Source organism: Solirubrobacter ginsenosidimutans, from assembly GCF_027587205.1.
Window position 1 is genome coordinate 39,226 of record NZ_JAPDOD010000012.1, and the last position, 24,301, is coordinate 63,526.

A 24,301-nucleotide genomic window follows, 5' to 3' on the forward strand; every position below is an offset into this window, starting at 1 on the left:
GTTGTAGGGTCGCCGGAGGTGGTTAGGTTCACGCGGTGGCGTTCCGTCGGACTCATCCCGATCCCCAGTTGCTGACCCTCTTCGAGGAGTCCGGTCGCAACGTCCAGCGCTCGGCGCTGCTCCTGCGCGACCTGCTTTCGGACTATCCGGAGCAGGCCGGGCTCTCCCGCGACATCGTCCTCTGCGAGCAGGAGGGCGACCGGATCGTCCACGACATCCTGCACCGGCTGGCCGAGCGCGGCAGCCGCCGCGCGCACTTGGACTCGGCCGACGTGCACGCGCTGGCCGGCGCGCTCGACGACATCGTGGACTTCGCCGAGGAGGCCGCCGACCAGCTGGCGCTCTACGGCGTCGAGGCGCCGATGGACCAGGCGCTGCAGATCTCCGACGTGCTCGTCAAGGCCTCCGAGCAGGTCGCGACGAGCCTGCGCGGCCTGCGCAACGGGCTCGACGTCGGCCCGCAGCTCGTCGAGATCCACCGGCTCGAGAACGAGGCCGACCGGATCCAGCGGGCCGCGATCGCCAACCTCTTCGTGGCCGGCATCGACCCGATGATCGTGATCCGCTGGAAGGACATCTTCGACACGCTGGAGTCCGCCGTCGACGCGTGCGAGACCGTCGCCAACGTGCTCGAGGGCATGGTCCTCAAGCGGGCGAACGGACACTGAGGGTCACGGTGCGCGTGCGCCGGCCGGCGATCTGCTGGATCCCGAGACGCACGTAACGGACGCGGGCCGCATCGCGCAGCCCGACGTGGAACGTGCGTCGGCCCCGCCCGAACGCCGCGCGGACCTTCAGATCCGGGTCGGAGCGGTAGCTGCGGCCGTGCGAGCCGTAGACGATGAAGTAGACGTCGCGCGCGGGAAGATCGGTGCTCCAGCGCACGTCGACGACGCCGCCGGGACCGCGCTTGACCCGGGCGTTGACGATTCGCGGGAACGGCGGGGCCGGGAGCCGGCGCAGCCGCACGTGGGCCGTGCGCGTCTGCGCGGTACGCGCGCCGGGGGCGCTGGACTCCAGCCTGACCGCGAGCGTTCCGTGCGCCGGCGCGAGCGCCCCGGTGAAGGCCGTGAACCGGAGTCGCACGGTCCCCGCGCGGTCCAGCGACGCCGACTGCTGGACCAGGCCATTGCCCACCGTGGCCCGCAGGTCGCAGGCGGCGCTGCAACGGACCGGGAGGACGAGGTCCTGGGCGGGGCGCAGGCTCCGGTCAGCGGGCGCGCCGACCACGACCGCTGGCGCGGGCGATGGCGGTGCGTCGCCGGCGCCTTCAACCGCGAAGTGCACGCGGCCGGCGTACGGCGGGCCGTCGGCCAGGCCATCCGTCCAGGCGACCGCGCGCGTGCCGTCGGCCAGCACGACCGGCGTCGCGCCCAGCGGATCGCGCAGCGGGCTCGCAAGCGTGCCGACCTCCCCGGCTCCCGCAGGGGTGAGCGTGGCCGCACGCAACCCGCGCTCATCGACGTTCCACGTCAGCAGCGCACGGTGATCATCGCCGAGCGCGACGCGCAGCGGCGCCGGCCGGCTGGACGGCGACCCGCCGAACGTTTGGAAGACGCCGGCGCCGTTGGTCCGGGAGCGTTGCGGCACTCTGAACTCGACCGGCGCGCTGAACGACCCCTGGCCCTCGCGCAGCACCGCGCTGACGGACTCCCCCGACCCGCTCGCCACGACCGCCGTCCCGTCGGCGGCGAGCGCGGCCGCCACGCCGCCTCCGCCGATCGCAAGCGTGGGTCGCTGGACGAACTCCTGCCCCGGCTCGCGGTCGAAGAGCGCAAGGCCGTTCCCGGTGTCGGCCGCCAGGACGGCACGGCCGTCGGGCGTGACCGCCAGCGCGGTGCCGGAGCCGTAGCCGTCGCTGCGGGTGAGCATGCGCGGCGCGCCGAAGGGCGCGCCCGGGGCGGCGGTCGCCAACCGCACCGCGCGCTCGTCGGAGATCACCAGCAGCGCCGCGCCGTCCCCGGTGAGCGCTGTCTGGAGGCTCGGAGCACGGAAGGTCCGAGCCAGCCGGACGGGCGGCCCGAAGGCGCCTCCCGCGGCGCGCTGGACGACCCGGACATGGGCGGCGGTAGACGACGGCTCGTACTCCACCCACGTCACGACGGCATCGCCGCGCGGTGAAATCGCCACCGCGACCGAGGTTACGAGCTTCCCCGCGATCGTCAGCGGCGCGCTCCACGGCCCACCGGGCGCACGCGCGGAGATGCGCACGGAGGAACGGTTCGTCCCCGCGATCACCGCCGCGCCGCTCGGGTCCACTGCGGCCACGGGGCAGTCGTCGAGGTCCCCGAGCCTGACCGTGCTTTCGGGGGCGAGGCCCGCCGCGGTGGCGCGCAGCAGCTCCGCCCCGCCCGGCGCCCAGCGCACGAGCGCGCCGGCCTCGCCGGCCGGCGCCAGGCAGACGGCGGCGCTGCGGACCGGCCGGAACGGCAATTCACCGAACGGAGTCGCCGACGCCGCGGCTGGGGCCGCGAGCAGCGCCGCGACGGTGAGTGCGAGCTTCATGACACCCGTACGAGTACCGTGCGCTCGCGGTTCCCAATCGCCTGATACACGGAGACCCGCACCCAGCGCGTACGCGAGGCGTCCTTGAGCCGGACGTGGAAGACGCGCCGGCCACGGCCCTGCAACGTGGCGCTGATCGGCAGCTCGGGAGCCCCGATGCCGCGCGCGTGCGTGCCGAAGACGACGAAGCCGGCGTCGCGGACGCCGACGTCGGTGCGCCAGCGGACGTCGACGACGCCGCCCTTCGCGCGGCGCGCCCGCACGTCGAGCAGCCGCGGGAACGGCGGAATCGGCAGGCGCCGCAGGCGGACGGAGATCGTCCGCTCCTGGGCCACGCGCGCGCCGGGCGCGCCCCAGCTGAGCTTGACTTTGATCGGGCCCGGCCGGGCCGGCGCGAGCGCCTTTCCGAGTGGCTCGATCCGCAACCGCGCCGTTCCCGCCTCGGTGAGCGTCAGCCGCGGGTCGAAGACGCCGATCCCCGTGTCCGCGCGGATGTCACACGCCGCGGCGCAGTGCAGCGGGAGGACCAGCGGCTGGGCCGGCCGCAGCGACGCGTCCAGTGGCGCACCGACCTCGAGTGTCGGGACCGCGGGGTCCGGCGCCGCCGGTACGCCCTCCACCGCGAGGTGCACGCGGCCGGCGAGCGGCGCGCGCGAGAAGAAGGAGGTGTCGTCGGACCACGTGACGGCCGGCGTTCCGTCGGCGAGGAGCAGCGGGGCCAGCGCGACGGGGTCGCGCAACGGGCTCCCCACGCGCTCGGGTTCCGGCACGCCGGTCGGCCCGGCGGAGGCGACATGGGCGACCCGGCCCTCGGCCGCCCAGGTCACCGTGGCGCGGCCGTCGGCGCCGAGCAGCGCGCGCAGCGTCGGCTCGCCGTCGTTGGGAGGAGCATTGCGGGCCTTGATGACGAGAATCGGCTCGCCGCCGGAGAATCCGCTCGAGCGGTCGCCGCTGCCCGTGATCTGCTGAGCTGCCCGGAACGCCCCGCCCGCATCCCGGCGGATCAGCGAGACGCTGTCGCCGCTCTGCGCCGCGACCACGGCCGCGCCGCCGGCGCCCAGCGCCACGGCGACGCCTTGCGCGCCGGCCTCGGGAGACTCGACGCGACGGACGAACCCGGCTCCCGGGTCGCGCTCGAACACGCCGAGCGCGCCGTCGACGCCGGTGGCCGCGACGAGCGCGCGACCGTCGGCACCCACCGCCAGCGCGATGTCGGCGTCGAAGAACGTCGCGCCCATGAGCCGGCGCGGCGCGCCGAAGGCGGCGCCGGGCGCCGCCGTCGCCACGCGCAACTCCTGCACGTCGCTCGTCGCGAGCACGCCTCCCCCGTCCTGGGCCAGGCCCACGGCGACGTGGTTGGCGGCGACTTCTCCGCCGACCTGCCGCGGCGCGCCGAAGGCTCCACCGGCGGCGCGCTGCACCACCCGCACGCGACCGACCCGCGGGAATGCGTCCTCGCCTTCGATCCACGCCACCAGGACGTCGCCGCGCGCCGAGACCGCCACGCGGACGTTGCCGGCGCCCGAGGCCGCGATCGTGATCGGCGCACCCCACGACGCCGTCCCCGCCTCGCGCACGGCGATGCGCACGCCGCGAGTCGTCGCCGTCGCGGCCACGGCGAAGCCGTTCGGATCGGACGCCACGACCGGGCATTCCGACATCACGCCCAGCGGGACCACGCTCTGGGCCGCGATGCCGCCGGCGCTCGCGGTCGAGAGCTCGACGCCGCCGCTGGTCCAGCGGCTCAGCTCGCCCGGCAGGCCGGTCGTACGGAGGCAGTTCGCCGCCCCATCCACCGGCCGGAACGGCAGCTCCCCGAACGGGGCCGCGTGGGCGGTGCCGGGTACCGCGGCGAGCAGCAGCCCCACCGCCACGAGCGCGCGCCTCATCCGCGCACGCGCACGGTCGTCGTCCTGGTCTTCCGCGCGCCCTTGGCGCGCGAGACGATCTGCACGTAGTGGGCGGTCTTGCGGGGGTCGCTGAGACGGATGCTGAATTGCCGGCCACTCCCTGTCGCGTTGCCGTCGGCGAGCACCGATACGAGAGGGTCGGTCGGGTCCTTGCGCGTCGGGGTGCCGTAGACGAGGAAGTTGCTCGGCTTGGCGCCGCGATCGGAGCGCCAGGTCACGACGATCTTCTGCCCCTCGCGGCGGGCGATGACGCCGAGCGCACGAGGAACCGGGGCGTCCGGGAGGCGCCGCAGGTGCAGCGTCACCGTCTTCGCCGTGGCGCGACGCGTACCCGGCGCGCCGTAGTTCAGGGACAGATCGACCGGCCCACCCGTGAGGGTCGCGAGCGGCGTGTAGAACCCGAACAGCCGGATCCGCTTGTCGCCGGCGCGCGTCAGCGAGACGGTCTCGCCCGGCGCGAGCGGGCCCTTGCCCAGTTGCACGCGAACGTCGCACGCCGCCGAGCAGCGGATCGTCAGGGGCAGATCCGCGTCGGCCGCGAGCACGCGGCGCGTCGGTCCGAGCACGCGGACGCTCGGCGGCGGTGGGTCCGTGCCATCGGGCGAGCCCTCGAGCGCGAGGTGCAGGCGCCCGTCGCGCTCGTCGTCGTTGTTGTCGGCCCAGGCGATGCCGGCGGTCCCGTCCGCGGTGACGAGCGGAGCGATCGCGCCCGCGTCGCGCAGCCCGGCACCCAGGACCTGCGTCTCCACCGCGCCGCCGGACAGCGGCACAGTCGCCCATTGCGGGCCTGCCCCCCAGATGCCGTCACGCTTGGCGACGCCCGCCGCGGTCACGAGGGCGCGGCCGTCAGGCGTGATCAGCGCGCGCGGGAGGCCGCCTTGATCGTCGGGTCCGGCGGAATCGGAGAAGAACTCACCTGTGTCGTCGGTCAGGAACGCGTCGAAGAGATCGAGGACGACCTTGGGGAACTTCAGCCCGGACTCGGGAACCAAGCTGAGTGGCGCGCCGAACGCTCCAGGCTGGGCGCGGATCACGCCTTCAAGCGTGCCGGCGAACGTGTTCTGCCAGGCAACGACCGCGCCGCCGTCGGCCCCCACGGCCGCAGCGGGGAACACCGCGAGCCGATCGTTCGCCGCACCCACTCGCGCCGCCGCGCCGAAGCCCGCCCCGGGCGGCCGCTCCGCCACGAACATGCCGTCGCCGTTCGGGAACGCCAGCACGGCATCCCCGCCCGCTCCGACCGCCAGGGTGAACGGCGATCCCGAGCGCACCGTGCCGAGCTTCACCGGCGTCGCGAACGGCCCGCCGGCAGGCGCGATCGACGCCCACAACTCGCGAGGCTTGCCCGTGGCGGGTTGGAACGCCCAGGCGACGACCGACTCACCGCCGGCGCTCACGCCGGCGGCCACACGGAGGTTCAGCGGCGCTTTGCCCAAGGCGAACACAGTCTCGGCCGGCGCGAACGCGCCGCCCGGGGCACGCCGGGCGGCGCGGATGGCCCATTTCTTGGGCTCGCCGCCCACGAACGCGACGAGCGTGTCACCGCGCTCGGACACGTCCGCGGCGAGCGCGTTCTTCTCGGCGAACTGCTCGACGCGGGCGACCTCGGCGGGAGTGCTCCACGCGCCTCCGGGCTCGCGCAGGGCCACCTGGACGGCGACGCCGCTGCGGCTCTCCTCGTAGGTCGTGAAGACCACCGCGCCGGCGCCGTTGGGCCGCGCGACGGCGATCGGGCACGCATACCTGTGGCTCGCGCTCGTCACCGCGGCGACCGGGACGAGCCCGGCCGCCGTTGCCTGCAGGAACTCGGCGCCGGTGTCGGTGCTGCGCACGACCTCGCCCGGATAGCCCGTCGCCCGCAGGCACGTCGCGGTGCCGCCCGCGGGGCGGAACGGCAGCTCGCCGAAAGGCGCCGCCGCAGCGGCCTCGGGCAGCACCGCGAGCAGCACCGCCGCGGTCAACACAGCACGTCTCATGTTCGGATCCTCACGGTCGTCAAGTCGGTCTTTCGCGCGCCCTCGGCCAGCGCGACGATCTGCACGTAGCGGGCCTTCTCGGCGTGCTTGAGGCGGACGCTGAACCGGCGCCCGCTCCCGGTCACGTCGCCGTCGCCGTAGAACTCGCCGCGGTCGCCGGAGCGGGATTCGGTCCCGTAGGCGAAGAAGTTGCTCGGGCGCGCGTCGCGATCGCTGCGCCACGTCACCACGACCTCGTCGCCGACGCGCGTCGCGACGGCGTCGAGCACGCGCGGCCGCGGAGCGTCCGGCAGGCGGCGCAGGTCGAAGGTCACGCTCCGGCCCAGGGCGTGACGCGTGCCCGGCGCGCCGTAGCGCAGCCGGATCGTGACCGGGCCGCCGCGCAGGGTGGCGAGCGGCTGGACGATCTGGCGCAGGCGGAGCTCCGTCTCGCCCGCGCGCCTGAGCGTGCGTTCGTCGCTCGGCGCCAGGACGCCGGTGCCCAGTTGCGCGCGAACGTCGCACGCCGACGCGCAATGCACCCGGAAGCGCAGATCCTCGTCGGCCGCCAGCACCCGCCGCTTCGGCGCGATGACCCGCAGCTGCGGCGGCGCAGGGTCCGCGCCGTCGGCCGCCCCTTCCAGCGCGAGGTGCAGCCGGCCGTCGCGCGCGCGGTCGTCGCTGTTGTCCACCCAGACGATGGCGGCGCTGCCGTCGGCCTGGACGACCGGGGTCACCGTCCCCGCCAAGCGCAGGTCGGCACCGAAGGTCTGACCGACCGTCGGACCGCCCGTGAGCGGGAGCGTCACCGAATGCGGCGAGGTCCACCAGAGATCGTCGTACCGCGCGGCGCCCGCCCAGGTCACCATTGCGCGGCCGTCGGGCAGGAGCGCGGCGCGCGGCACGCCGCCCTCGTCGTCGGGGCTCACCGCGTTCTTCGACAGGTCACCGACGTCCTCGCCCACCGGCTGCAGGAATCGCTTGGGCAGGCGCGGCCCACGCTTGGGCGCGAGCGTCACCGGGGCGCTGAACGCGCCCACCTGGGTGCGCACGACCGCGTGGACGTCGCCGTCGATGAAGTTCACCCAGGCGACGACCGCGCCGCCGTCGGGCCGGACCGCCGCCGCCGTGTCGGTGAGGATCGGGTCGCTCGACGCGCCGACCCGCACGGGCGCGCCGAACCCCGCCCCGGGTGCGCGCTCGGCGACGAGCACGTCGCCGCCGCCGGCGAACGCGAGCAGCGCCTGTCCGCCCGCGCCGACCGCGAGGACGAACTCCGCCCCAGGCCGCATCGTGCCGACCTTGGCGGCGGCGGCGAACGCGCCGCCCGCCTGCGCGGTCGCGGCCCACACCTCGCGCGGCCGGCCCGCGGCCGGCTGGAACGACCAGGCGACGATCGACTCGCCGCCGGCGCTCATCCCGGCCGCGACCCGCATCCGCGACGTCGCGCGCTCAGGCGCGGTGAACAGCGTCTCCGCCGCCGCGAACCCCGCGCCCGGAGCACGACGGACGGCGCGCACGTCGTAGCGCTGCCGCGCGCCCCCGGCGAACGCGACGAGCGCGTCGCCGCGCTCGGACACGGCGGCGGCGAGCGGATGCCCGCCGGAGAACTCCGGCGCGGTCGCGACCTCGGCGGGTTCGCCCCACGCGCTCCCGGGCTCGCGCAGCGCCGCGCGCACCACACCGTCCGCCCCCGCGAAGGCCACCACGCCCGTGCCGCTGGGCTGCGCCGCCGCCTCGGGACACCCGCTCGTCGACGTGCCCGGCTCCACGCCGGCCACCGGCGCAAGGCCGTTCGGCGTCGCGCTGAGGAACTGGGCGCCCAGGTTCGTGCTGCGCACGACCTCGCCCGGATAGCCCGTCGCCCGCAGGCACGTCGCGGCGCCGCCCGCGGCGCGGAACGGCACCTCGCCGAACGGCGCGGTCAGCGCGATCGCGGCGGTCAGCAGCGCGCCCGCGGTCATCGGACGGCGACCCGGTTGCGGCGGATGATGCCGCGCGCCTCGTCGCCGGTCAGGATCACGACGGAGGTGCCCGTCGGGCGGTGCTTGAAACGCACTGCAAAGCGCCGCGGGCCGCCCTGCGCGATCCGCGCGAGCAAAGCAGGCTCGCCCGGGCGCTCGACCAGATAGGCGTAGAAGTTCCCGCGCTTCGCGTCGGCCCGGGTGCGCCACGTGACGACGACGTCAGCACCATCGCGGCGCGCCTTCGCGCCCACGATCTTCGCCACCGGCGGCCCGGAGCCAAGCCGCACGCGCAGCGTCCGCGTCCGCCCCTCACCGCGCAGCGCCCCCGGAGCGCCGTAGCGCACGTGCATCGCGATCGTGGAGCGGCGCGGCACGAACACATCACCCAGAGCCCGCACGGCCACCTTAGTCGAGCCCGCACGCGACAGCGACGCCAGAGCCGGGAAGTCGAGCGGCCCGCCGTCGCCGAGCTGCACCCGCACGTCGCACGCCGCGGAACACGCCACCGGAACGGTGACGCCCTCGTCGAGGTCGATCGGAGCCTTGATCGGCCCGATGCGCACGCGCGGCGCCGACGGGCCGGGCACGTCCGCGGCACCTTCGACGGCGACGTGGATCTGGCGCTCGTCATCGGCCCGGGTCCAGGCCACGGCGGCGCCGCCGTTCTCCAGCACCAGCGGTGTGACCGCGCGGGCGTCGCGCAGCTCGGAGCCGTGGATCCGCGCCTCGGTCGGGCCGCCCGCGAGCGGCACCATGGCCGACCAGGGCGCGATGAACGACACACCGTCGCGCGTGCCGGGTCCCGCCCATGTGAGCAGCGCACGGCCGTCGGCCAGGATCACCGCCCGCGGGAACCTGCCCTCGTCGTCGATGTCATCCGCGTACGGGAGCTCGTCGTCCGGCGAAGGCCGGAACAGCAGGCCGTAGAACTCGCGCGCCTGGCCGCTCACTGCCCGCGGCGCGAGCGTGACCGGCGCTCCGAACGCGCCCGGGCCGGGCCGCACGACCGCGACCGTCACCCCGTCGCTGATGCCGTGCCACGCGACGACCGCGCCGCCGTCGGCACGCACCGCGGCGGTCGGAAGCTCCACGGCCACGTCGTCGGCCTCGGCGACCGGCGCCGCCAGGCCGAACTCGCCGCCCGGTGCCCGCTCCGCCACCTGGATCCGCTTCGCGGCGGCGAAGACCAGCAGCGCGTGCCCACCGGGACCGACCGCGAGCGCGAACGGCGCCGGCCCGCGGATCTCGCCGATCCGGGTCGCCGCGTGGAAGGCCTGCCCAGGCGGGGCGACCGCGGCCCACAGCTCGCGCGTCGCCCCGGGCTTCGGACGCAACGACCAGGCGACGACGGCCTCGCCGGTCGCGCTCATGCCGGCCTGCAGGCGCACGTTCGAGCTCAGCGCCGGGGTGGAGAACAGGGTCTCCGCGCCCGCGAACGCGCCACCGGGGGCGCGCCGGGCGACGTCCACGCTCACGCGTTGTTCGCGGCTCTCGCGGACGGCCGCGACCAGCGCGTCGCCGCGGTCCGATACCGCCGCGGCGATCGTTCGCACGGACGACGCATCCAGTGCGATCTGTGCAGCGCCCCACGTGCCGCCGGGCTCGCGCAGGATCGCGTCGATCGACGGCTGACCGCCTGGCGCGTACTCGACGGCGGTGAGCGCGACGATTCCCGCCCCGTCTGGCTTCGCGTCGGCCGCGACGCAGCGCTGGAGGGTCTTTGCCGGCAGCGTCGCCGATCGCGTGAGGCCGTGCGGACCGAATGACGAGAGCCGCACCTGCGACGGATCGCCGGTGCTGGTGAGGTTGACGAGCTCGCCCGGCGCGCCCGTCGCCCGCAGGCAGGCCGGGTCGTCGTGGATGGCGCGCGGTGGGAGCTCGCCGAAGGGGCTAGCTGCGGCCGTCCCCGGCGCGCTCAGCACCAGCGCCGCGACGAGCAGCGCGCGCCTCATCCCGGGACCTTCACGGTCGTCTGCCGCGTGTCGGCCGAGCGGGCGGCGATCTCGTACACGATGACCTTCGCGGCGCCGCGCGCGTCCTCGAGCCGGGCTTCGAAGCTCGTGCGTTTCGGGCCGTGGCGGAGGTCGGTGCTCGTCACCGGCTCACCCTGGTCGTCCACCGCCCACACGGAATAGCGGTCCGGCGACGCCGGCGTGGCGGTGTGCCAGCGGACGACGAGATCGTCGCCGTCCAGTGCGACCGAGACGCCGAGCGCCCGCGGCGGGAACGCGATCGGCGCGCGCCGGACGTTCAGCGTGAGCGTGCGCGCGGTGGCGCGGTGCGCGCCCGGAGCGCCCGAGCGCAGGATGATCCGCAGCTTGCCGCCCTTGCGCGGCGCAAGCGGCCGGCGGTTGGGAGAGAGCGCGATTCGCCGGGAGCCGGCCGCGGCCAGCGACGTCGACGTGTTGGACTCCTCCTGCCCGGCGACCTGGGCGTAGACGTCGCACGCCGCGTCGCAGGTCACCCGCAGTCGCAACGGCGAATCGCTCTTGAGCGAGCGCGACCCGATAAGGGTGACCTTCACGGCGGGGGCGGGCGGATCGGCGCGGTCCGGCGAACCCTCGCGGGCCAGGTGGACGCGCCCGGTGTCGAAATCGGCGCGGTTGTCGCTCCAGGCGACGGCGCGCGACCCGTCGGCGAGCAGCACCGGCGTGATGACGGCAGGCGAACGCAGCGGTCCGCCGGAGGTGCCGGTCTCGCGCTCGCCCCCGGCGAAGTCGAGCAGCGCCGTGCCCGGCACGATCCGCCACACGCCCTGGAGCAGGCGGAGATGGCTCCACGTCAACATCACGCGGCCGTCCGCGGCGAGCGCGGCGTGGGGAGTGGCATCCCCCAGATCCGCCGAGTACCCGCCGATGAACCGCTGCTGGACCATGACCGCCACCGAGCCGAGCTTCTGCGGGCGCACCAGCGCGATCGCCGGCCCGAACGCTCCGGCTCGCTCGCGGGTGCGCGCGGTGAGGCCGGCGGTCAGCGGGCTCGTCCAGGCGACGACCGCTCCGCCGTCCGGGCGCAGGATCGCCACCGGCTGCGAGCCGAGCGGGTCGACGGTCTTCGCCAGCACCGCCGGCGCGCCGAAGGCGCCTCCCGGAGCGCGTTCGGCGACCACGAGCCGCTCGTCGGACGTGAACACCGCGAGCGCCCGCCCGTCCGCGCCGACCGTGAGCGCGTAGGCGGTGTCCCGATCGATGGCGGCGACCTTCTGGGGCGCGCCGAACGGGGCGCCAGGCGGCGCGATCGCCGCCCACAGCGCGAACGGGTCCGCCGACTTGGGCCCCTTAACGGCCCAGGTGAGGATCGCCTCGCCGGCCGCGCTGTAGCCGGCCTGGGAGTCGAGCCTGTCCTGTCCGGCCGTCTTCCCGAGGGCGAGCCGCTCCGGCGCGCCGAACGCGCCGCCCGGCAATCGCCTGGCGATGCGGATCTCGGCCTGGCGATTGTTGTCGACCGTGCTCATCGCGACGAGCGCGTCGCCGCGCTCAGACGCCGCGTTCGTCACCGCCCCGGTCATCACCCGCGTCCGCGGCGGGAAGATCTCGATCGCCTCGCCCCACCCCTGCCCGGGCTCGCGCAGGAAGCCGCGCACCCACACCTCGCCGTTGAGCTCGTCGGCCAGCGGGAACGACAGCAGGCCGCCGCCGCCCGGCCACGCGGCGCTGTGCGCGCAATCGACCGCGCCTTCGGTCGGCAGGGTGACGCCGGGCGTCAACCCGGTCGCGTCGGCCGAGAGCACTTGGGCGCTCGTCCGCGTCTGATACACGAGCTCGCCGGGCGAGCCGGTGGCCTGCAGGCACGCGACGGCGTCCTTGGCGGCATGAAACGGCAGCTCGCCGAACGCGCCCGCGGACGCGGTCGCCGGAGCGAGCAGGAGCAGGCCGGCGAGCGCCAGCAGAGTGCGAAGCATCGGCGCACCTTAGATGAAGAAAACTTGAGTGAGGGTGAACATCCGTTGACGGGCACGCTTGAACGCGGCGCGACGCGGGAAACCTCGGGTCAACGGCTTCTAGGAGGACCACCCATGGCTGCTGACCGATACGACGACACACCGAGGCCGCGAAGCGGCATCTCGCTCGCGAAGGGACCAGTCGCGCTCGTCGGCGTGGCTTCACTCGCCCTCGGCGTGCTGGGGTTCATCTTCGCGAGCCGCAGTTGGAACTTCAACGCGCCGAGCGGGACCGTCAACGGCACGACCTTCATCGGGATCGAGGGCAACGGCTGGACGTGGCTCGTGTTCGCGGCCGCCGGCCTGTTGCTGCTGCTCGGCTCCACGATCCACTGGGGCGCGAAGTCGATGGCGTTCATCGTCGGCGTGGCGTTCGTCGTCGGCGCGCTGATCGCGCTCTCCGACGGCGACGACATCCTCGGCATCGTCGCCATGAACAACTGGACGAAGCTGATCATGGGCGCCGCGGGCGCCGGCCTGATCGTCCTGTCGATGATGCCGCGCGTCGGTCGCCGCGCCGGCGGCCCGCCGCTCGCCACCCGTCGCGACCGCGAGCTCGAAGAGCCGCGCACCCGCCGCTTCGGCCGCGACCGCGAGCCGGTCGAGGAGCGTGAGCCGGCCACGACGACCAACGGCCGCGCGACGACGACCACCGATCCCGGGCCGCTCGAAGACCGCCGTTAGAGGGCGTCGATGGCGCGCTCGACCTCCGCGTAGGTCGGCTGCGCACCGAAGCCCGTCAGGCACCATGTCGCACCGGCCTCCGCCCACGGGGTGGGGTCGGTGCCCGCCGGGTTGGTGACCACGATCTCCTTGCCCGGCCCGACCGCGGCGATCAGCTCGGCCAAAGCCTCCGGGCTCTCCTGATCGATCGGGAAGACGCCGTCGTAGCGCGCCGCGCGCGCCATCGGCCGGCGCCGGAACGGCCAGCGGATCGCGACCCAGATCGGGATCGTGCCGTTTACGGGCCGCGGCTCGAACTCGCCCGCCCAGAACGCCGCCAGCTTCTCGAGCCCGTCGTCGAGCAGCGTCGCGCGCGCCCTGATGTCGCCCTCCTCGCCGAAGCGATCCGGGTCGAACTCGCCGCTGCGGTCGCTCCCGAGCCCGACGCCGAGCACGAGCCGGCCTTCGCTGAGCCGGTCCAGCGTCACCGTCTCGCGCGCGAGCTGATGCATGCGCCGGCGCGCGAGCGGCGTGACCAGCGGGCCGAGGATCAGCTTCTCGGTGCGGGTCGCGATCGCGGCGAGCGTGATCCACGGGTCCGCCAGCGCGCTGACGGGCGGGCGGTAGTCGATGTGGTCCCAGACGAAGAAGCCGTCCCACCCGCGCTCCTCCGCGCGCACGGCGAGCTTCGCCACCAGCGCCGGGTCAGACAGCTCGTCGAACGGGGCGATGAAGATGGCTCGGCGTGCGCTCATCACGCGGACGGTATCTGGGCACCCACCACGATCGTCTCCGGGAAGGGCTGCCGCGCCCACGCCGGCGGCTCCTCGCTCATCCGCGCGAAGTAGCGCTCGAACCCGGCGGGGGTGATCACGAGGACGTACCGCGCGGGCCGGTCGCTGTGGTTGGCGAGCGTGTGCACGACGTTGCGGGGCGCGAAGGCGAACTCCCCCGCGCGCTTGACCACGACCTCGTCGCCGACCTGGAACGTCAGCTCGCCCTCGAGCACGTAGAACCCCTCGTCGAAGTCGTGCTGGTGCAGCGGCGGGCCGCCCCAGTGCGGGCCGATCCGGTTCTCGACGATCGCGACGTGCCCGCCGCTCTCTTCGCTGCGCAGCAGCACCTGCGTCGAGAAGCTCATCGCGCCGCCACCGCTCCCCGCAGGGGGAGCTCTTCGAGCAACAGCACGACGACGAAGCCGAGGATCGCCGCCGGCGCGGCGTAGAGGAAGATGCTCGCGCCCGTGTAGAGGGCGCCGTAGATCGCGGTGCCGATCGCGCCGCCGAGCGAGCGGAACAGGTTGGCACTGGCGGTCGCGATGCCGAGGTCGGACCGGTCGACGGCGTTCTGGATCGCGACGGTCAGGACCTGGCTCACCAGCCCGAAGCCGAGGCCGAACAGCGCCAGCAGGGCGACGATCGTCGCCTTCGAGCTGTCCGCGTGCAGCGTTGACAGTGCGATCAGGCCGACCGCCATCACCGCCAGGCCGATCAGCGGGAAGCGCTTGTAGCGGCCGGTCCTGGAGATCGCGCGGCCGGACGCGGTCGTGCTCGCGGTCGCACCGAGCAGCAGCGCCAGCAGCAGCACGCCGGACGTGGTCGCGCTGACGCCGACGACCGTCTGCAGGAACACCGGCATGAAGACGATCACGGCGAAGAACGCGAGCGTCGTCAGGAACAGCGCGGCCGACACGATGTCGAACACCGGCGTCTTGAACAGCCGCAGCGGCAGCACGGGCTCCTTCGCCCGCCGCTCCTGCGCGACGAACGCGACGAGCAGCAGCGCGAAGCCGGCGTAGAGCACGTAGGCGTCACGCGTCGTCGCCAGCAGCAGGCAGGTCAGCGAGCCCGCCAGCAGCGCGGCGCCGAGGTAGTCGAGCTTGACCGGCTTGCGCTCGACCGGCAGGTGCAGCGACGTGCCGATCAGGGTCAGGCAGGCGGCGCCGATCGGCAGGTTGACGTAGAAGACCGAGCGCCAGCTCGCGTGGTCGGCGAACAGGCCGCCGAGCAGCGGCCCCGCGATGCTGGCCAGCACGAAGATCATCTGGATGTAGCCCTGGTAGCGACCGCGCTCGCGCGGGGAGACGATGTCGCCGACGATCGCCATCGCGAGCGTCATCAGGCCGCCGGCGCCCAAGCCCTGCAGCGCGCGGAAGGCGACGAGCTGGCCCAGCGTCCCGGCGAGGCCGGACAGCGCGGAGCCGGTGAGGAAGACGCCGATCGCCGCCATGAACAGCGCCTTGCGGCCGTAGAGGTCCGACGCGCGGCCCCACAGCGGGACCGAGACGGTGGCGCCGAGGAGGTACGCGGTGACGACCCACGACAGCTGGTCGAGCCCGCCGAGGTCGCGCACGATCGTCGGCAGCGCCGTGGTGACGATCGTCTGGTCGAGCGATGCCAGCAGCATCGCGAGCAGCAGGCCGGCGAACACGCGGCGGAACTGCTTCGGGTCTGGAAGGCTCATGGCATAAAAATGTAGCGACACAAATTTTGTTGTCAACCTTAAATTCGTGTTGATACATTTCACGCCGTGGGCCTGCGAGAGCGCAAGAAGGAGCAGACACGCGAGCTGATCGCCGAGACCGCCCGCGGGCTGTTCGGCGAGCGCGGCTTCGAGGCGGTGACCGTCGCCGAGATCGCCCGCGCGGCCGACGTCTCCACCCAGACGGTCTTCAACTACTTCCCGACCAAGGAAGACCTCGTCTACTGGCGCCTGGAGTCCTTCGAGGAGGAGCTGCTGTCGACGATCCGCGACCGCGCGGCCGGCGAGTCGGTCCTGACCGCGTTCGGGCGCTTCGTCCGCGCGCCGCGCGGGATGCTCGGGTCCCCCGACCCCGAGACCCGCGAGCGGCTGGCCGGCGTGACGCGGATGATCGTGCAGAGCCCGTCGCTGCTCGCCCGCGAGCAGCAGATCTTCGCCGGCTACACGGCCGACCTCGCCGAGCTGCTGGGCGCCGACATCACCGCCCAGGTCGCCGCCAACGCGATGATGGGCGTGCACCGCGCGCTGGTCGATTACACCCGCCGCCGCATCGTCGAGGGCGCGCGCGCCGAGCTCGCCGGCGAGATCCGCGCGCAGGCCGATGCCGCGCTCGCGCTGCTCGGGCGCGGGCTCGGCGACTACGGCGTCCGCTAGCGTCCGGGGCATGGTGCGGACGGCGCACACGGCCGACCTCGACGCGGCGACGCTCACCGCCGCCCACGCCCTGCTCGAGGACGTCTTCGAGGGCGAGCTGACCGCCGAGGACTGGGAGCACTCCCTGGGAGGAGTGCACGCGCTGGCCTACGAGGGCGAGACGCTGGTCGGCCACGCGGCCGTCGTCCAGCGCCGCCTGCGTTACGACGATCGAGCGCTGCGCACCGGATACGTCGAGGGCGTCGGCGTCCACCGCGACCACCGCCGCCGCGGCCACGCGGACGCGCTGATGGACGTGCTCGAGTGCGTGATCCGCGCCGCGTACGACGTCGGCGCGCTCGGCGCCACCGATGCGGCGCTCCCGCTGTACACGAAGCACGGCTGGCGCGCGTGGGAAGGCCCGCTCTCGGCGATCACGCCGGCGGGTCTGGTCGCGACCCCCGAAGAGGCGGGCTCCATCCTCGTCCTGACCGACACGCTCGACCTCACCCGCCCGCTCGCGTGCGACTGGCGTGAAGGCGAGCTCTGGTGACGCTCCCGCTGCCGCCTGAGCAGGGCGCGCTCGCCGCGGAGTACGACGCCGCTCGTGCGCGCAACGGGAACGTCCTGGCGATCCTCCGCGCCCTCGGCCCGCGGGCGGAGGTGCCGCGCGCGTTCGTGGCCCTCGCCGACGCGGTGCTCTACGGCCCCGCGAACCTCGGCCGCCGCGAGCGCGAGGTGCTCGCCGTCGCGACCTCGCAGGCCAACGGCGCCGCCTACTCGAGCGACGCCCACGCCGAGCTCCTCGATGCGCTCGGTGGCGAGCGGCCGGCCGACGCGCCCTTGCGCGCCTTCGCCCGCCGCCTCACCCTCGAGCCGTCGGGCGCGGCGACGGCGGTCGCCGAGCTTCAGGCGCATTTCAGCGACGACGAGGTCTACGACGCGATCACCGTCGTCGCGCTGCTGAACTTCGCCAACCGCGCCGCCCTCGCGACCGAGATCACCCGCGCCGACGATCTGGCCTGAACAGGCCGCGTCCGCCGGAGCGAACGCGGCCTGAAACGGCCTGCGCTACGTGCCCGTGGTGCCCGCGACGCGGACCCGCATCGACGTCCCGCTCTGCTGCGTGACGCGGATCGTCACGCCCACGTGCGGCACCTTGACGCCGACGAACGGCAGCGCCGGGTCCCAGAACTCCCGCCGGTCGTCGAAGACCGGCTGCGCGGCCTGCCCGCGGATGTAGGACGCGGCTCCGGTCTCCTGGGCGTGCAGCGTGAACGAGTCCGACTTCTCGAGGCCGAACGGCGCGTCGTAGGTCTGGACCCGGCCGCGCCACGGCTTGCCGTCGAGCCGGTAGACCACCGACGGGTTGGCGTCGATCGGCAGGATCTCGCCCTGGCCGGGGTGGACGCTCTCGTTGTTGTCGCTGAACGACGTGTCCCAGTAGGAGACGAGCAGGCCGTTCTGGTACGGGAAGTGCTCGACCCAGTCCGGCCGGTCCGGGAAGCCGAAGTTGTACGGCCCCGTCTGGAGGTAGCGGTCGTACGCGGTGTACGTCCGGTTGGAGGCGATGTAGTAATGGTCGTACTGCGTCGACTTGACCGCGCCCACGATCGAGAACCCGCTCGCCGTCCAGCCGTTGGCACCGTTCTCGGCGCCGTCGGTGAACAGCGTCTGGGTCCCGTTGGTCAGCTTGATCTCGTCGAGGAAGATGCCGGGCGGGTCCGCCGCGCCCGGGTTGCCCTGCTGCGCCCCGTCGGTCTTGTAGTGGAACCGCAGCGAGACGGTCTTGTTCGCGTACGCCGACAGATCGAAGGTCGCCGGCTTGTACCCACCGCTGACGCCGTCGATCCCGTTGCCCTCGGCGGGCTTGGTGATCGAGCCGGCGATGGCCTTGTAGCCCGTGCCGTCGTCGACTTCGACCCACGCGTAGTCGCACGCGTCAGGCCCGCAGTCCTCGATGTTCCAGCGCGCCTGCAGCGACAGCGTCGTGGTGCCGGAGGGCACGGCGACCTGCCGCGCCAGCGACGCCTCATAGTCGTCGCCGGTGCCGGAGTACCACTGGTTGGCGCCCGCCGCGGGCGCCCCGAGCGGCGTCGTGACGGTCTTCTTGGGCAGCACCATGACGAGGCCCTGCGCCTTGGCCGTGTTGCCCTCGTGCGGGCCGAGGTCGAGTGTCTTGTTCTGCCCCGCGACCACGATCTCGTAGTCGAGCCAGCCGAGCTGCAGCTTGTCCCACGCGCCGAGGTCGGCCGCGCGCGTGCCGATGCCCTGGTCGGTCGCCGCGGACGTCCGGCTCTGCGACATCAGCGTCCACCAGTTCACGGCGGTGTCGACCGCCGCGGCGGTGTCGTACTCGTCCGGCAGGCCGAGGTCGTGGCCGTACTCGTGCGCGAACACGGAGATGCCGCCGTTCTCGGGCTGGATCGTGTAGTCGGCGACCCACAGCCCGGTGGCGCCGATCTGCGTGCCGCCGTCCTTGTTGCCGGCCGGGCCCTGACCCGTGTTCTGGAACGCCTTCCAGCGGTGCGACCAGATCGCGTCCTCGCCCTGCTGGGGGTCGCCGTCGGCCTGGTCGCCGCCGGCGTGGACGATCTGGAAGTGGTCGATGTACCCGTCGGGCTCGTTGAAGTTGCCGTCGTGGTCGTAGTCGTTGCGATCCCACTGGTCGTAGGACGCGAGGTCGGCCTTGATCTGGTCGTCGGTCCGGCCCTTGGCGTGCTGGTCGGCGACCCACGTGTCGATCGCGTCCTTGATCAGGTCCCAGGTGTCGGAGCAGACGTTGCCGGCACAGGGGTAGCCGTTGCTGCGGCCGTAGCGCGCCTCGTTGTAACGGACCTTGACCCAGTCGGTGACCTGGCCGTCGACCGTGTAGCGGCCGGAGGACTGGCGCTCGTAGTACGTCTTGACCGACTCCGCCTCCGGGTCGGTGCCGAAGTACAACTGCTGATAGTGGTCGCGGTTGTAGTCCGGCTGCCAGACGGTCGAGTTGTCCTTCGTCCGGTCCGGTGCCGGGATCGCGTTGTGCAGCGGTCCGTTGAACGTCGCCGGCCCCGGGGTCTTCGGATCGGTGTCCTGATCCGGGTAGCCGGGCGCCCGCTCGTTGCCGAACTCGGCGAGCACGACGAAGATCTTGTCCGTCTTCTCGCGCGCGAGCTCGACGTACTGGTCCTCGGCCGGCGCCGCGGCGCTCGGCGCCGTCTTGCCGAGCTTGACCACCTTGCTGCCGGTGATGTCCTGCACCTTCGCGCGGCCCGCGAGCACCTGCTTGATCGCCGCTTCGCGCAGCTCTCGACGCTTGGTCTCCGCCGGGTTCGGCAGATCGTCGACCACCGGCGCCTGCGGTTGTGCCGTCGCCCCCTCAGGTGGCGCGGCGTTCGCGGTCAACGCGAACGTCGTCGCCAGGCCAAGCGCGACACCGAGGCTTCCCAGCCCCGCTCCAACTCTGAACATTGTGCCTCCCGAGCACGGAATGCGAATGCGTTCCGATGCACACCCCTGCACCTCGGAACGGCGGCCAGCCTAGCTCGGGTTTCGCGCCTTCAAAGGCGGGTGTCAGTTTGCTACGGCTTCCCAGCGTGCGTAGAGCTCTTCGAGCGTCTTCTTGGCCGCCGCGTGCCGCTCGGTCGATTTCGCCGAGGCGCGGGGATCGTTCCACGCGCTCGGGTCGGCGAGCTCGATCTCGAGGGCGGCCAGGGCGGCCTCGGCCTTCTCGATCTCGGCCTCGAGCTTCTTGGCGCGCGCCAACTCGTTCTTGGAACGCTGCTTGACGGCGACCGGCGCGGCAGGCGCGACGGGCGCCTTCTCGACGACCACGTTCTTCGTCCGCTTGGCCGTGCGCTTGGCCTCCGCGCGCTCCTCGCGCACGCGCACGTACTCGGGCCAGCCGCCCACGTAGGAATGCAGCGTCTGATCCTCGAGCGCGACCGTGCGGGTGCCGACGGCATCGAGCAGCGCGCGATCGTGCGAGACCAGCACCAGCGAGCCCTGGAAGCCCTGCAGCGCGTCCTCGAGGGCCTCGCGGCTCTCGACGTCGAGATGGTTGGTGGGCTCGTCGAGGATCAGGACGTTGGCGCCGGAGCTGACGAGGATCGCCAGCGAGAGGCGCTGGCGCTCGCCGCCGCTCAGCCCGTCGAGCGGCTTCTCGGCGTCCTCGCCGCTGAACAGGAACTTGCCCAGCAGCGAGCGCACGTTGTTGGGCGTCAGTCCGGTCGCGCGCGCACATGCCTCGGCGACGGTCCCGGTGCCCTGCAGCGACTCGGCGTGCTGGGCGAGCAGCCCGAGCTTGACGTTGTGCCCCCGGCGCACCTTGCCGCCGTCGAACTCGCGCCCGCCGGTCAGCGCGGTGATCAGCGTCGTCTTGCCGGTGCCGTTAGCGCCGACGAGCGAGACGTGCTCGCCGCGTTCGAGCCACATCTCGGCGTCCTGGAGCAGCGTGCGGTCGCCGATCTTCAGCAGGCCGTCCTCGAGCTCGAAGACCACGCGCCCGGAGCGCTCCGGCGGCTTGAACGCGAAGCCGAGGCCCTTGCCGTCCTTGGCCTCGGTCGAGAGCCGGTCCATCTTGTCGAGCTTCTTCGCGCGCGAGGACGCCTGGCGCGAGCGGGTGCCGGCGCTGAAGCGGGCGACGAAGCGCTCGAGCTTGGCGATCTCGGTCTGCTGCTTCTCGATCGCGCGGCCCAGCGCCAGCTCGCGCTGGGCCTTCTCGGCGCGCCACTGGTGCCAGGTGCCCTTGAAGAACTTGGTCTTGCCGGCCTCGAGCTCGAGCACGGACGTGCCGACGGCCTCGAGGAACCAGCGATCGTGGGCGACGAGCACGATCGCCGCGTCGAGCGTCTGCAGGTGCGTCTCCAGCCACTCGAGCGACTCGATGTCGAGGTGGTTGGTGGGCTCGTCGAGCAGCAGCAGGTCGGGGTCGCCCGCCAGCGCGCGGGCCAGCGAGGCGCGCGTGAGCTCACCGCCGCTGAACGTCTCGAGCGAGCGGTCCAGGTGCTCGTCGCGGAACCCGAGCCCGTGCAGCGTCGAGTTGACCGACTCGCGCCAGTTGTACCCGCCCGCGTGCTCGAGCCGGCCCTGGGCTCGGCTGTAGGCGGCAAACGTCGCGTCGTCCAGCGCCCCCTCGGCCATCGCGGTCTCGAGCGTCGCGAGCTGCTCCTCCAGCGCGAGCAGCTCCCTGCAGCCCGAGAGGACGTAGTCGCGCAGGGTGAGATCGCGGTCGCGCGGCGGGCGCTGATCGTGCAGCGAGACGCGGACCTCCTTCTGGAAGACCAGCTCCCCGCCGTCGATCCCGGTCTCGCCGCTGAGCATCCGCAGCAACGTGGTCTTGCCCGAGCCGTTGCGCCCGGACAGGGTCAAGCGATCTTTGCGCTCGAGCTTGAACGAAACGCCCCGGAGCAGGGGCTCGCCCGCCATGTCTTTGGCGAGATCGGATGCGAGGACGACAGCCATCGCCTCTGAGGATAGGTATCCTCGCTGCATGGTCCGTACGGCTCTCCTCACGCTCTGGGTGCTGGCGCTGAGCGCCCCTGTCGCGCTTGCCGCGCCCGGCCACGACGGCGGCCAGGGAACCTATGGCGAAGCGGACGACAAGGTCGTCACCGCCGCGGGCTTCATCATCATCGTCGGCGTCCCGATCCTCGTGACCCTGCTGTCGCTGGCGTACAACAAGCTGGAAGACCGCCGGCTGCGCCGCCTCTCCGCCGCGAAGGCGCGTACCGCGCGCGCGGACGCGCGCGGAGGTTGGTAAGGCCGTGATCCGCTACGAGCGCCGGGGGTCCGCGGCGCTCGTGACGATCGACCGTCCAGAGCGCCACAACGCCGTCGACGGGGAGACCGCCGCCGCGCTGCTGGAGGCGTTCGAGCGCTTCTGCGCGGATGACTCCGCCGCCGTGATGGTGCTGACCGGCGCGGGTGGGCGTGCGTTCTGCGCGGGGGCGGACCTGAAGGCGATCGAGACGCTCGACGCCGACGCTCCCGCCGGCCCGATGGGCTTCACCCGCCTCGCCTCGCCCAAGCCGACCATCGCGGCGATCGATGGCCACTGCCTCGCGGGCGGCCTCGAGCTCGCGCTCTGGTGCGATCTGCGCGTGGCCACACCGGCGTCCACCTTCGGCTGCGTGGAGCGACGGTGGGGCGTACCACTGATCGACGGCGGCACGCAGCGCCTGCCGCGCGTCGTCGGGATGGGACGGGCGCTCGATCTGCTCCTCACCGGCCGGACGATCGGCGCGGACGAGGCGCTGGCCATGGGCCTGTTGACGCGGGTGGCCGAGGACGCGCCGGCCGGCGCCCTGGCGCTCGCCGAGGAGATCGCGGCGTTCCCGCAGGACACGGTCCGCAGCGATCGCCAGGCCGCCATCGAGGGCTTCGGCCTGCCGCTCCAGGACGGACTCGCGCTGGAGGCGCGCCTCGGCCGCGAGCGCCTGCGCACCGCGCACGACGGCGCGACGCGCTTCTCCGAGCGCGCCCGCTAATCGGCAACCGGCGCAACTTGGAGGCCCGATTGGGTATCGATTCGTTGCGCCTATGCCTCGACTCCTCGCTCTCGCCGTTCTGCTGCTCCTCGCCGCGCCCACCGTCGCCGACGCCGGCGTCTACCACGTCTACACGTGCGCCGCGGGCGGCAAGGTCTATGCCAACGGCGCCTGGAAGACGGCTGACGTCGCGGGCGTCACCGAGGATTCGAGCTGTGCCGGGAACCTGATCGCGCTGACCGTCCCCGCGGGCGCGCGGATGGCCGACAACACGTCGTCGGCGCTGACCTTCACCAGCCCGGCGGGCACGACGATCGCGGACTTCGCGCTCACCCGCCAGATCGGCTACACGAACCCGATCGCCGCGAACACCCACAAGTACTTCCTGTACTACAGCCTCGGGCCGACGATCTTCGCCGGCGCCGGCAACTACGCCGACGCCACTCGCAACGCCCTCAACGCCCAGAAGCAGTGGTACGGCTATCCGGAGGGCAACGTCGCCGTCGGCAAGAGCACCGTCGCCCTGGCGAACTTCCCCGCGCTCGCGGGCTACAAGGGAACCGCCAACACGCTCGCGCTGCGGGTTGGGTGCTTCAGCCGCGGCACGCCGTGCTCGGTCGACACCGGCGGGGCGATCAGCCACATCCTCCACGGCAGCGACGTGACGATCAACGATCCGACCGCGCCCACGGTGACCGTCGAGGCCTCCGGGCTGCTCGCGGGCGGGGCGGCGTCCGGCTCGGACCCGGTCACGGTCACCGCGAGCGACAACTCGGGCATCCAGCGCGTGGAGCTGATCGACGTCTCCGACCCGGCCGCTCCGGTCACCGTCGGGGGCGAGGACTACACGGTCGACCGCACCGACGCCAGCAAGGTCTGCGACTTCAGCCAGCCGGCGCCGTGCCCCAACCTCAGCCGTGAGACGGTGCGCGCGACGTCGCTGCCCGCCGGACAGCGCCTCCTGCTGGTCCGCGTCACCGACACGGGCGGCAACATCGTCGACCGCGGCCCGTACGCGGTGTTCGCGGTCACGCCGTCCGACCGCGGGGCGCTCAACGGCGCGAACGCGACCGACACGGGCTCGCTCTCGGTGATCTGGACCAAGGGCCTGAAGGCCAACCGCCGGACGCTCTCCTACGGCGAGAAGGCCGGCATCCGCGGGCGGCTGACCAACAGCGCCGGCCAGCCGATCGCCGGCGCCCGCGTGATCCTGCTCAGCCGTGACCTGCGCCAGGGCGCCGCGCAGGTCGAGCGCGGCGCGTTCACCACCGACGGCGACGGGCGCTTCAACACGACGGTGGCGGCGTCCGCGTCGCGACTGCTGCAGTTCGCGTGGCTCTCGCACGCCAACGACATCCGCTTCGCCGCCAACGGCTACCTGACGCTGCAGGCGCGCGCGTCCGCGACGCTCTCGGTCTCGACGCGGCGCCCGCGGGTCGGGCGCACGATCACGATCAGCGGACGGCTGAAGGGCGTGTCGCGCGGCGGCGCGCCGGTGATCGTCCAGGGCCGCGCGGCGGGCTCGAAGCACTACGAGACCTTCGCGGACACGACGGCCTCCACCAGCGGGCGCTTCAAGGTCCGCTATCGCTTCCGCTCGTCGGGCTCGAAGGGCCACTCCTTCGTCTTCCGCGCGCGCATCCGCCCGGCCGCGAAGTTCCCCTACGAGACCGGCTACTCGCAGACCGTGACCGTCCGAGTCCGATAGCTCGCCCTACGGGCTCGTATCGGAGGGGAGTATCGCCCAGAGGGCGATACTCCCGCCGCGTGAAGGGAC

19 protein-coding genes are annotated in these 24,301 nt (G+C 73.4%); 8 read left to right on the forward strand and 11 right to left on the reverse strand.

The window, feature by feature from the left end; translation table 11 throughout:
• The first annotated feature begins 35 nt into the window (after positions 1 to 35).
• A complete protein-coding gene (locus OM076_RS14115) occupies positions 36 to 668 on the forward strand; it encodes a DUF47 domain-containing protein (protein ID WP_270040630.1) in 633 nt (210 codons plus the stop codon).
• Here OM076_RS14115 and OM076_RS14120 read toward each other — a convergent pair.
• Genes OM076_RS14120 through OM076_RS14145 form a run of 6 tightly spaced genes read right to left on the reverse strand, consistent with a single transcriptional unit; the run spans position 646 to position 12,238 of the window.
• Positions 646 to 2,505, reverse strand: coding sequence for a WD40 repeat domain-containing protein (locus tag OM076_RS14120; RefSeq protein WP_270040631.1), 1,860 nt, complete (start codon positions 2,503 to 2,505; stop codon positions 646 to 648). The genes OM076_RS14115 and OM076_RS14120 overlap by 23 nt on opposite strands.
• Positions 2,502 to 4,394 (reverse strand): hypothetical protein, encoded by a 1,893-nt coding sequence (locus tag OM076_RS14125; protein WP_270040632.1) that lies wholly within the window; start codon positions 4,392 to 4,394, stop codon positions 2,502 to 2,504. Before OM076_RS14125 ends, OM076_RS14120 begins: the two co-directional genes overlap by 4 nt.
• Entirely contained in the window at positions 4,391 to 6,391 is a 2,001-nt protein-coding gene (locus OM076_RS14130; protein WP_270040633.1) for a hypothetical protein, read from the reverse strand. The genes OM076_RS14125 and OM076_RS14130 overlap by 4 nt, the downstream gene beginning before the upstream one ends.
• Complete coding sequence (locus OM076_RS14135; RefSeq protein WP_270040634.1) at positions 6,388 to 8,334, reverse strand: hypothetical protein; 1,947 nt, start codon at positions 8,332 to 8,334, stop codon at positions 6,388 to 6,390. The genes OM076_RS14130 and OM076_RS14135 overlap by 4 nt, the downstream gene beginning before the upstream one ends.
• Complete coding sequence (locus OM076_RS14140) at positions 8,331 to 10,289, reverse strand: hypothetical protein (protein ID WP_270040635.1); 1,959 nt, start codon at positions 10,287 to 10,289, stop codon at positions 8,331 to 8,333. Before OM076_RS14140 ends, OM076_RS14135 begins: the two co-directional genes overlap by 4 nt.
• Positions 10,286 to 12,238: a hypothetical protein gene (locus OM076_RS14145; RefSeq protein WP_270040636.1), complete on the reverse strand. Its 1,953-nt coding sequence runs from the start codon at positions 12,236 to 12,238 to the stop codon at positions 10,286 to 10,288. The genes OM076_RS14140 and OM076_RS14145 overlap by 4 nt, the downstream gene beginning before the upstream one ends.
• A 114-nt stretch (positions 12,239 to 12,352) precedes the next feature.
• Between OM076_RS14145 and OM076_RS14150 the strand changes: the two genes are divergently transcribed.
• Complete coding sequence (locus tag OM076_RS14150) at positions 12,353 to 12,961, forward strand: hypothetical protein (protein ID WP_270040637.1); 609 nt, start codon at positions 12,353 to 12,355, stop codon at positions 12,959 to 12,961.
• Here OM076_RS14150 and OM076_RS14155 read toward each other — a convergent pair.
• The 3 genes from OM076_RS14155 to OM076_RS14165 are packed head-to-tail and all read right to left on the reverse strand — an operon-like array spanning position 12,958 to position 15,403.
• Complete coding sequence (locus OM076_RS14155) at positions 12,958 to 13,695, reverse strand: LLM class flavin-dependent oxidoreductase (protein WP_270040638.1); 738 nt, start codon at positions 13,693 to 13,695, stop codon at positions 12,958 to 12,960. The genes OM076_RS14150 and OM076_RS14155 overlap by 4 nt on opposite strands.
• Positions 13,695 to 14,081: a cupin domain-containing protein gene (locus tag OM076_RS14160; protein ID WP_270040639.1), complete on the reverse strand. Its 387-nt coding sequence runs from the start codon at positions 14,079 to 14,081 to the stop codon at positions 13,695 to 13,697. Before OM076_RS14160 ends, OM076_RS14155 begins: the two co-directional genes overlap by 1 nt.
• Positions 14,078 to 15,403 (reverse strand): MDR family MFS transporter, encoded by a 1,326-nt coding sequence (locus OM076_RS14165; RefSeq protein WP_270040640.1) that lies wholly within the window; start codon positions 15,401 to 15,403, stop codon positions 14,078 to 14,080. The genes OM076_RS14160 and OM076_RS14165 overlap by 4 nt, the downstream gene beginning before the upstream one ends.
• 66 nt (positions 15,404 to 15,469) lie before the next feature.
• Between OM076_RS14165 and OM076_RS14170 the strand changes: the two genes are divergently transcribed.
• The 3 genes from OM076_RS14170 to OM076_RS14180 are packed head-to-tail and all read left to right on the forward strand — an operon-like array spanning position 15,470 to position 17,080.
• Positions 15,470 to 16,075 (forward strand): TetR/AcrR family transcriptional regulator, encoded by a 606-nt coding sequence (locus OM076_RS14170; protein ID WP_270040641.1) that lies wholly within the window; start codon positions 15,470 to 15,472, stop codon positions 16,073 to 16,075.
• Between the two features lie 10 nt (positions 16,076 to 16,085).
• Positions 16,086 to 16,607: a GNAT family N-acetyltransferase gene (locus OM076_RS14175; protein WP_270040642.1), complete on the forward strand. Its 522-nt coding sequence runs from the start codon at positions 16,086 to 16,088 to the stop codon at positions 16,605 to 16,607.
• Positions 16,604 to 17,080 (forward strand): carboxymuconolactone decarboxylase family protein, encoded by a 477-nt coding sequence (locus OM076_RS14180; RefSeq protein WP_270040643.1) that lies wholly within the window; start codon positions 16,604 to 16,606, stop codon positions 17,078 to 17,080. The genes OM076_RS14175 and OM076_RS14180 overlap by 4 nt, the downstream gene beginning before the upstream one ends.
• A gap of 45 nt (positions 17,081 to 17,125) precedes the next feature.
• On the opposite strand, the gene OM076_RS14185 is transcribed toward OM076_RS14180, so the two are convergent.
• Together OM076_RS14185 and OM076_RS14190 are read right to left on the reverse strand one after the other, a co-directional pair.
• Complete coding sequence (locus OM076_RS14185; protein ID WP_270040644.1) at positions 17,126 to 19,507, reverse strand: immune inhibitor A domain-containing protein; 2,382 nt, start codon at positions 19,505 to 19,507, stop codon at positions 17,126 to 17,128.
• Between the two features lie 102 nt (positions 19,508 to 19,609).
• On the reverse strand, positions 19,610 to 21,499 hold the full coding sequence (locus OM076_RS14190; protein WP_270040645.1) for an ABC-F family ATP-binding cassette domain-containing protein: 1,890 nt from the start codon (positions 21,497 to 21,499) through the stop codon (positions 19,610 to 19,612).
• Between the two features lie 28 nt (positions 21,500 to 21,527).
• Between OM076_RS14190 and OM076_RS14195 the strand changes: the two genes are divergently transcribed.
• The 3 genes from OM076_RS14195 to OM076_RS14205 are packed head-to-tail and all read left to right on the forward strand — an operon-like array spanning position 21,528 to position 24,232.
• Positions 21,528 to 21,797 carry a hypothetical protein gene (locus OM076_RS14195; protein ID WP_270040646.1) on the forward strand — a complete coding sequence of 90 codons (270 nt, stop codon included), beginning with the start codon at positions 21,528 to 21,530 and terminating at the stop codon, positions 21,795 to 21,797.
• 4 nt (positions 21,798 to 21,801) lie between these two features.
• Entirely contained in the window at positions 21,802 to 22,524 is a 723-nt protein-coding gene (locus OM076_RS14200) for a crotonase/enoyl-CoA hydratase family protein (protein ID WP_270040647.1), read from the forward strand.
• Between the two features lie 52 nt (positions 22,525 to 22,576).
• Positions 22,577 to 24,232, forward strand: coding sequence for a hypothetical protein (locus OM076_RS14205; protein WP_270040648.1), 1,656 nt, complete (start codon positions 22,577 to 22,579; stop codon positions 24,230 to 24,232).
• Positions 24,233 to 24,301 lie beyond the last annotated feature (69 nt).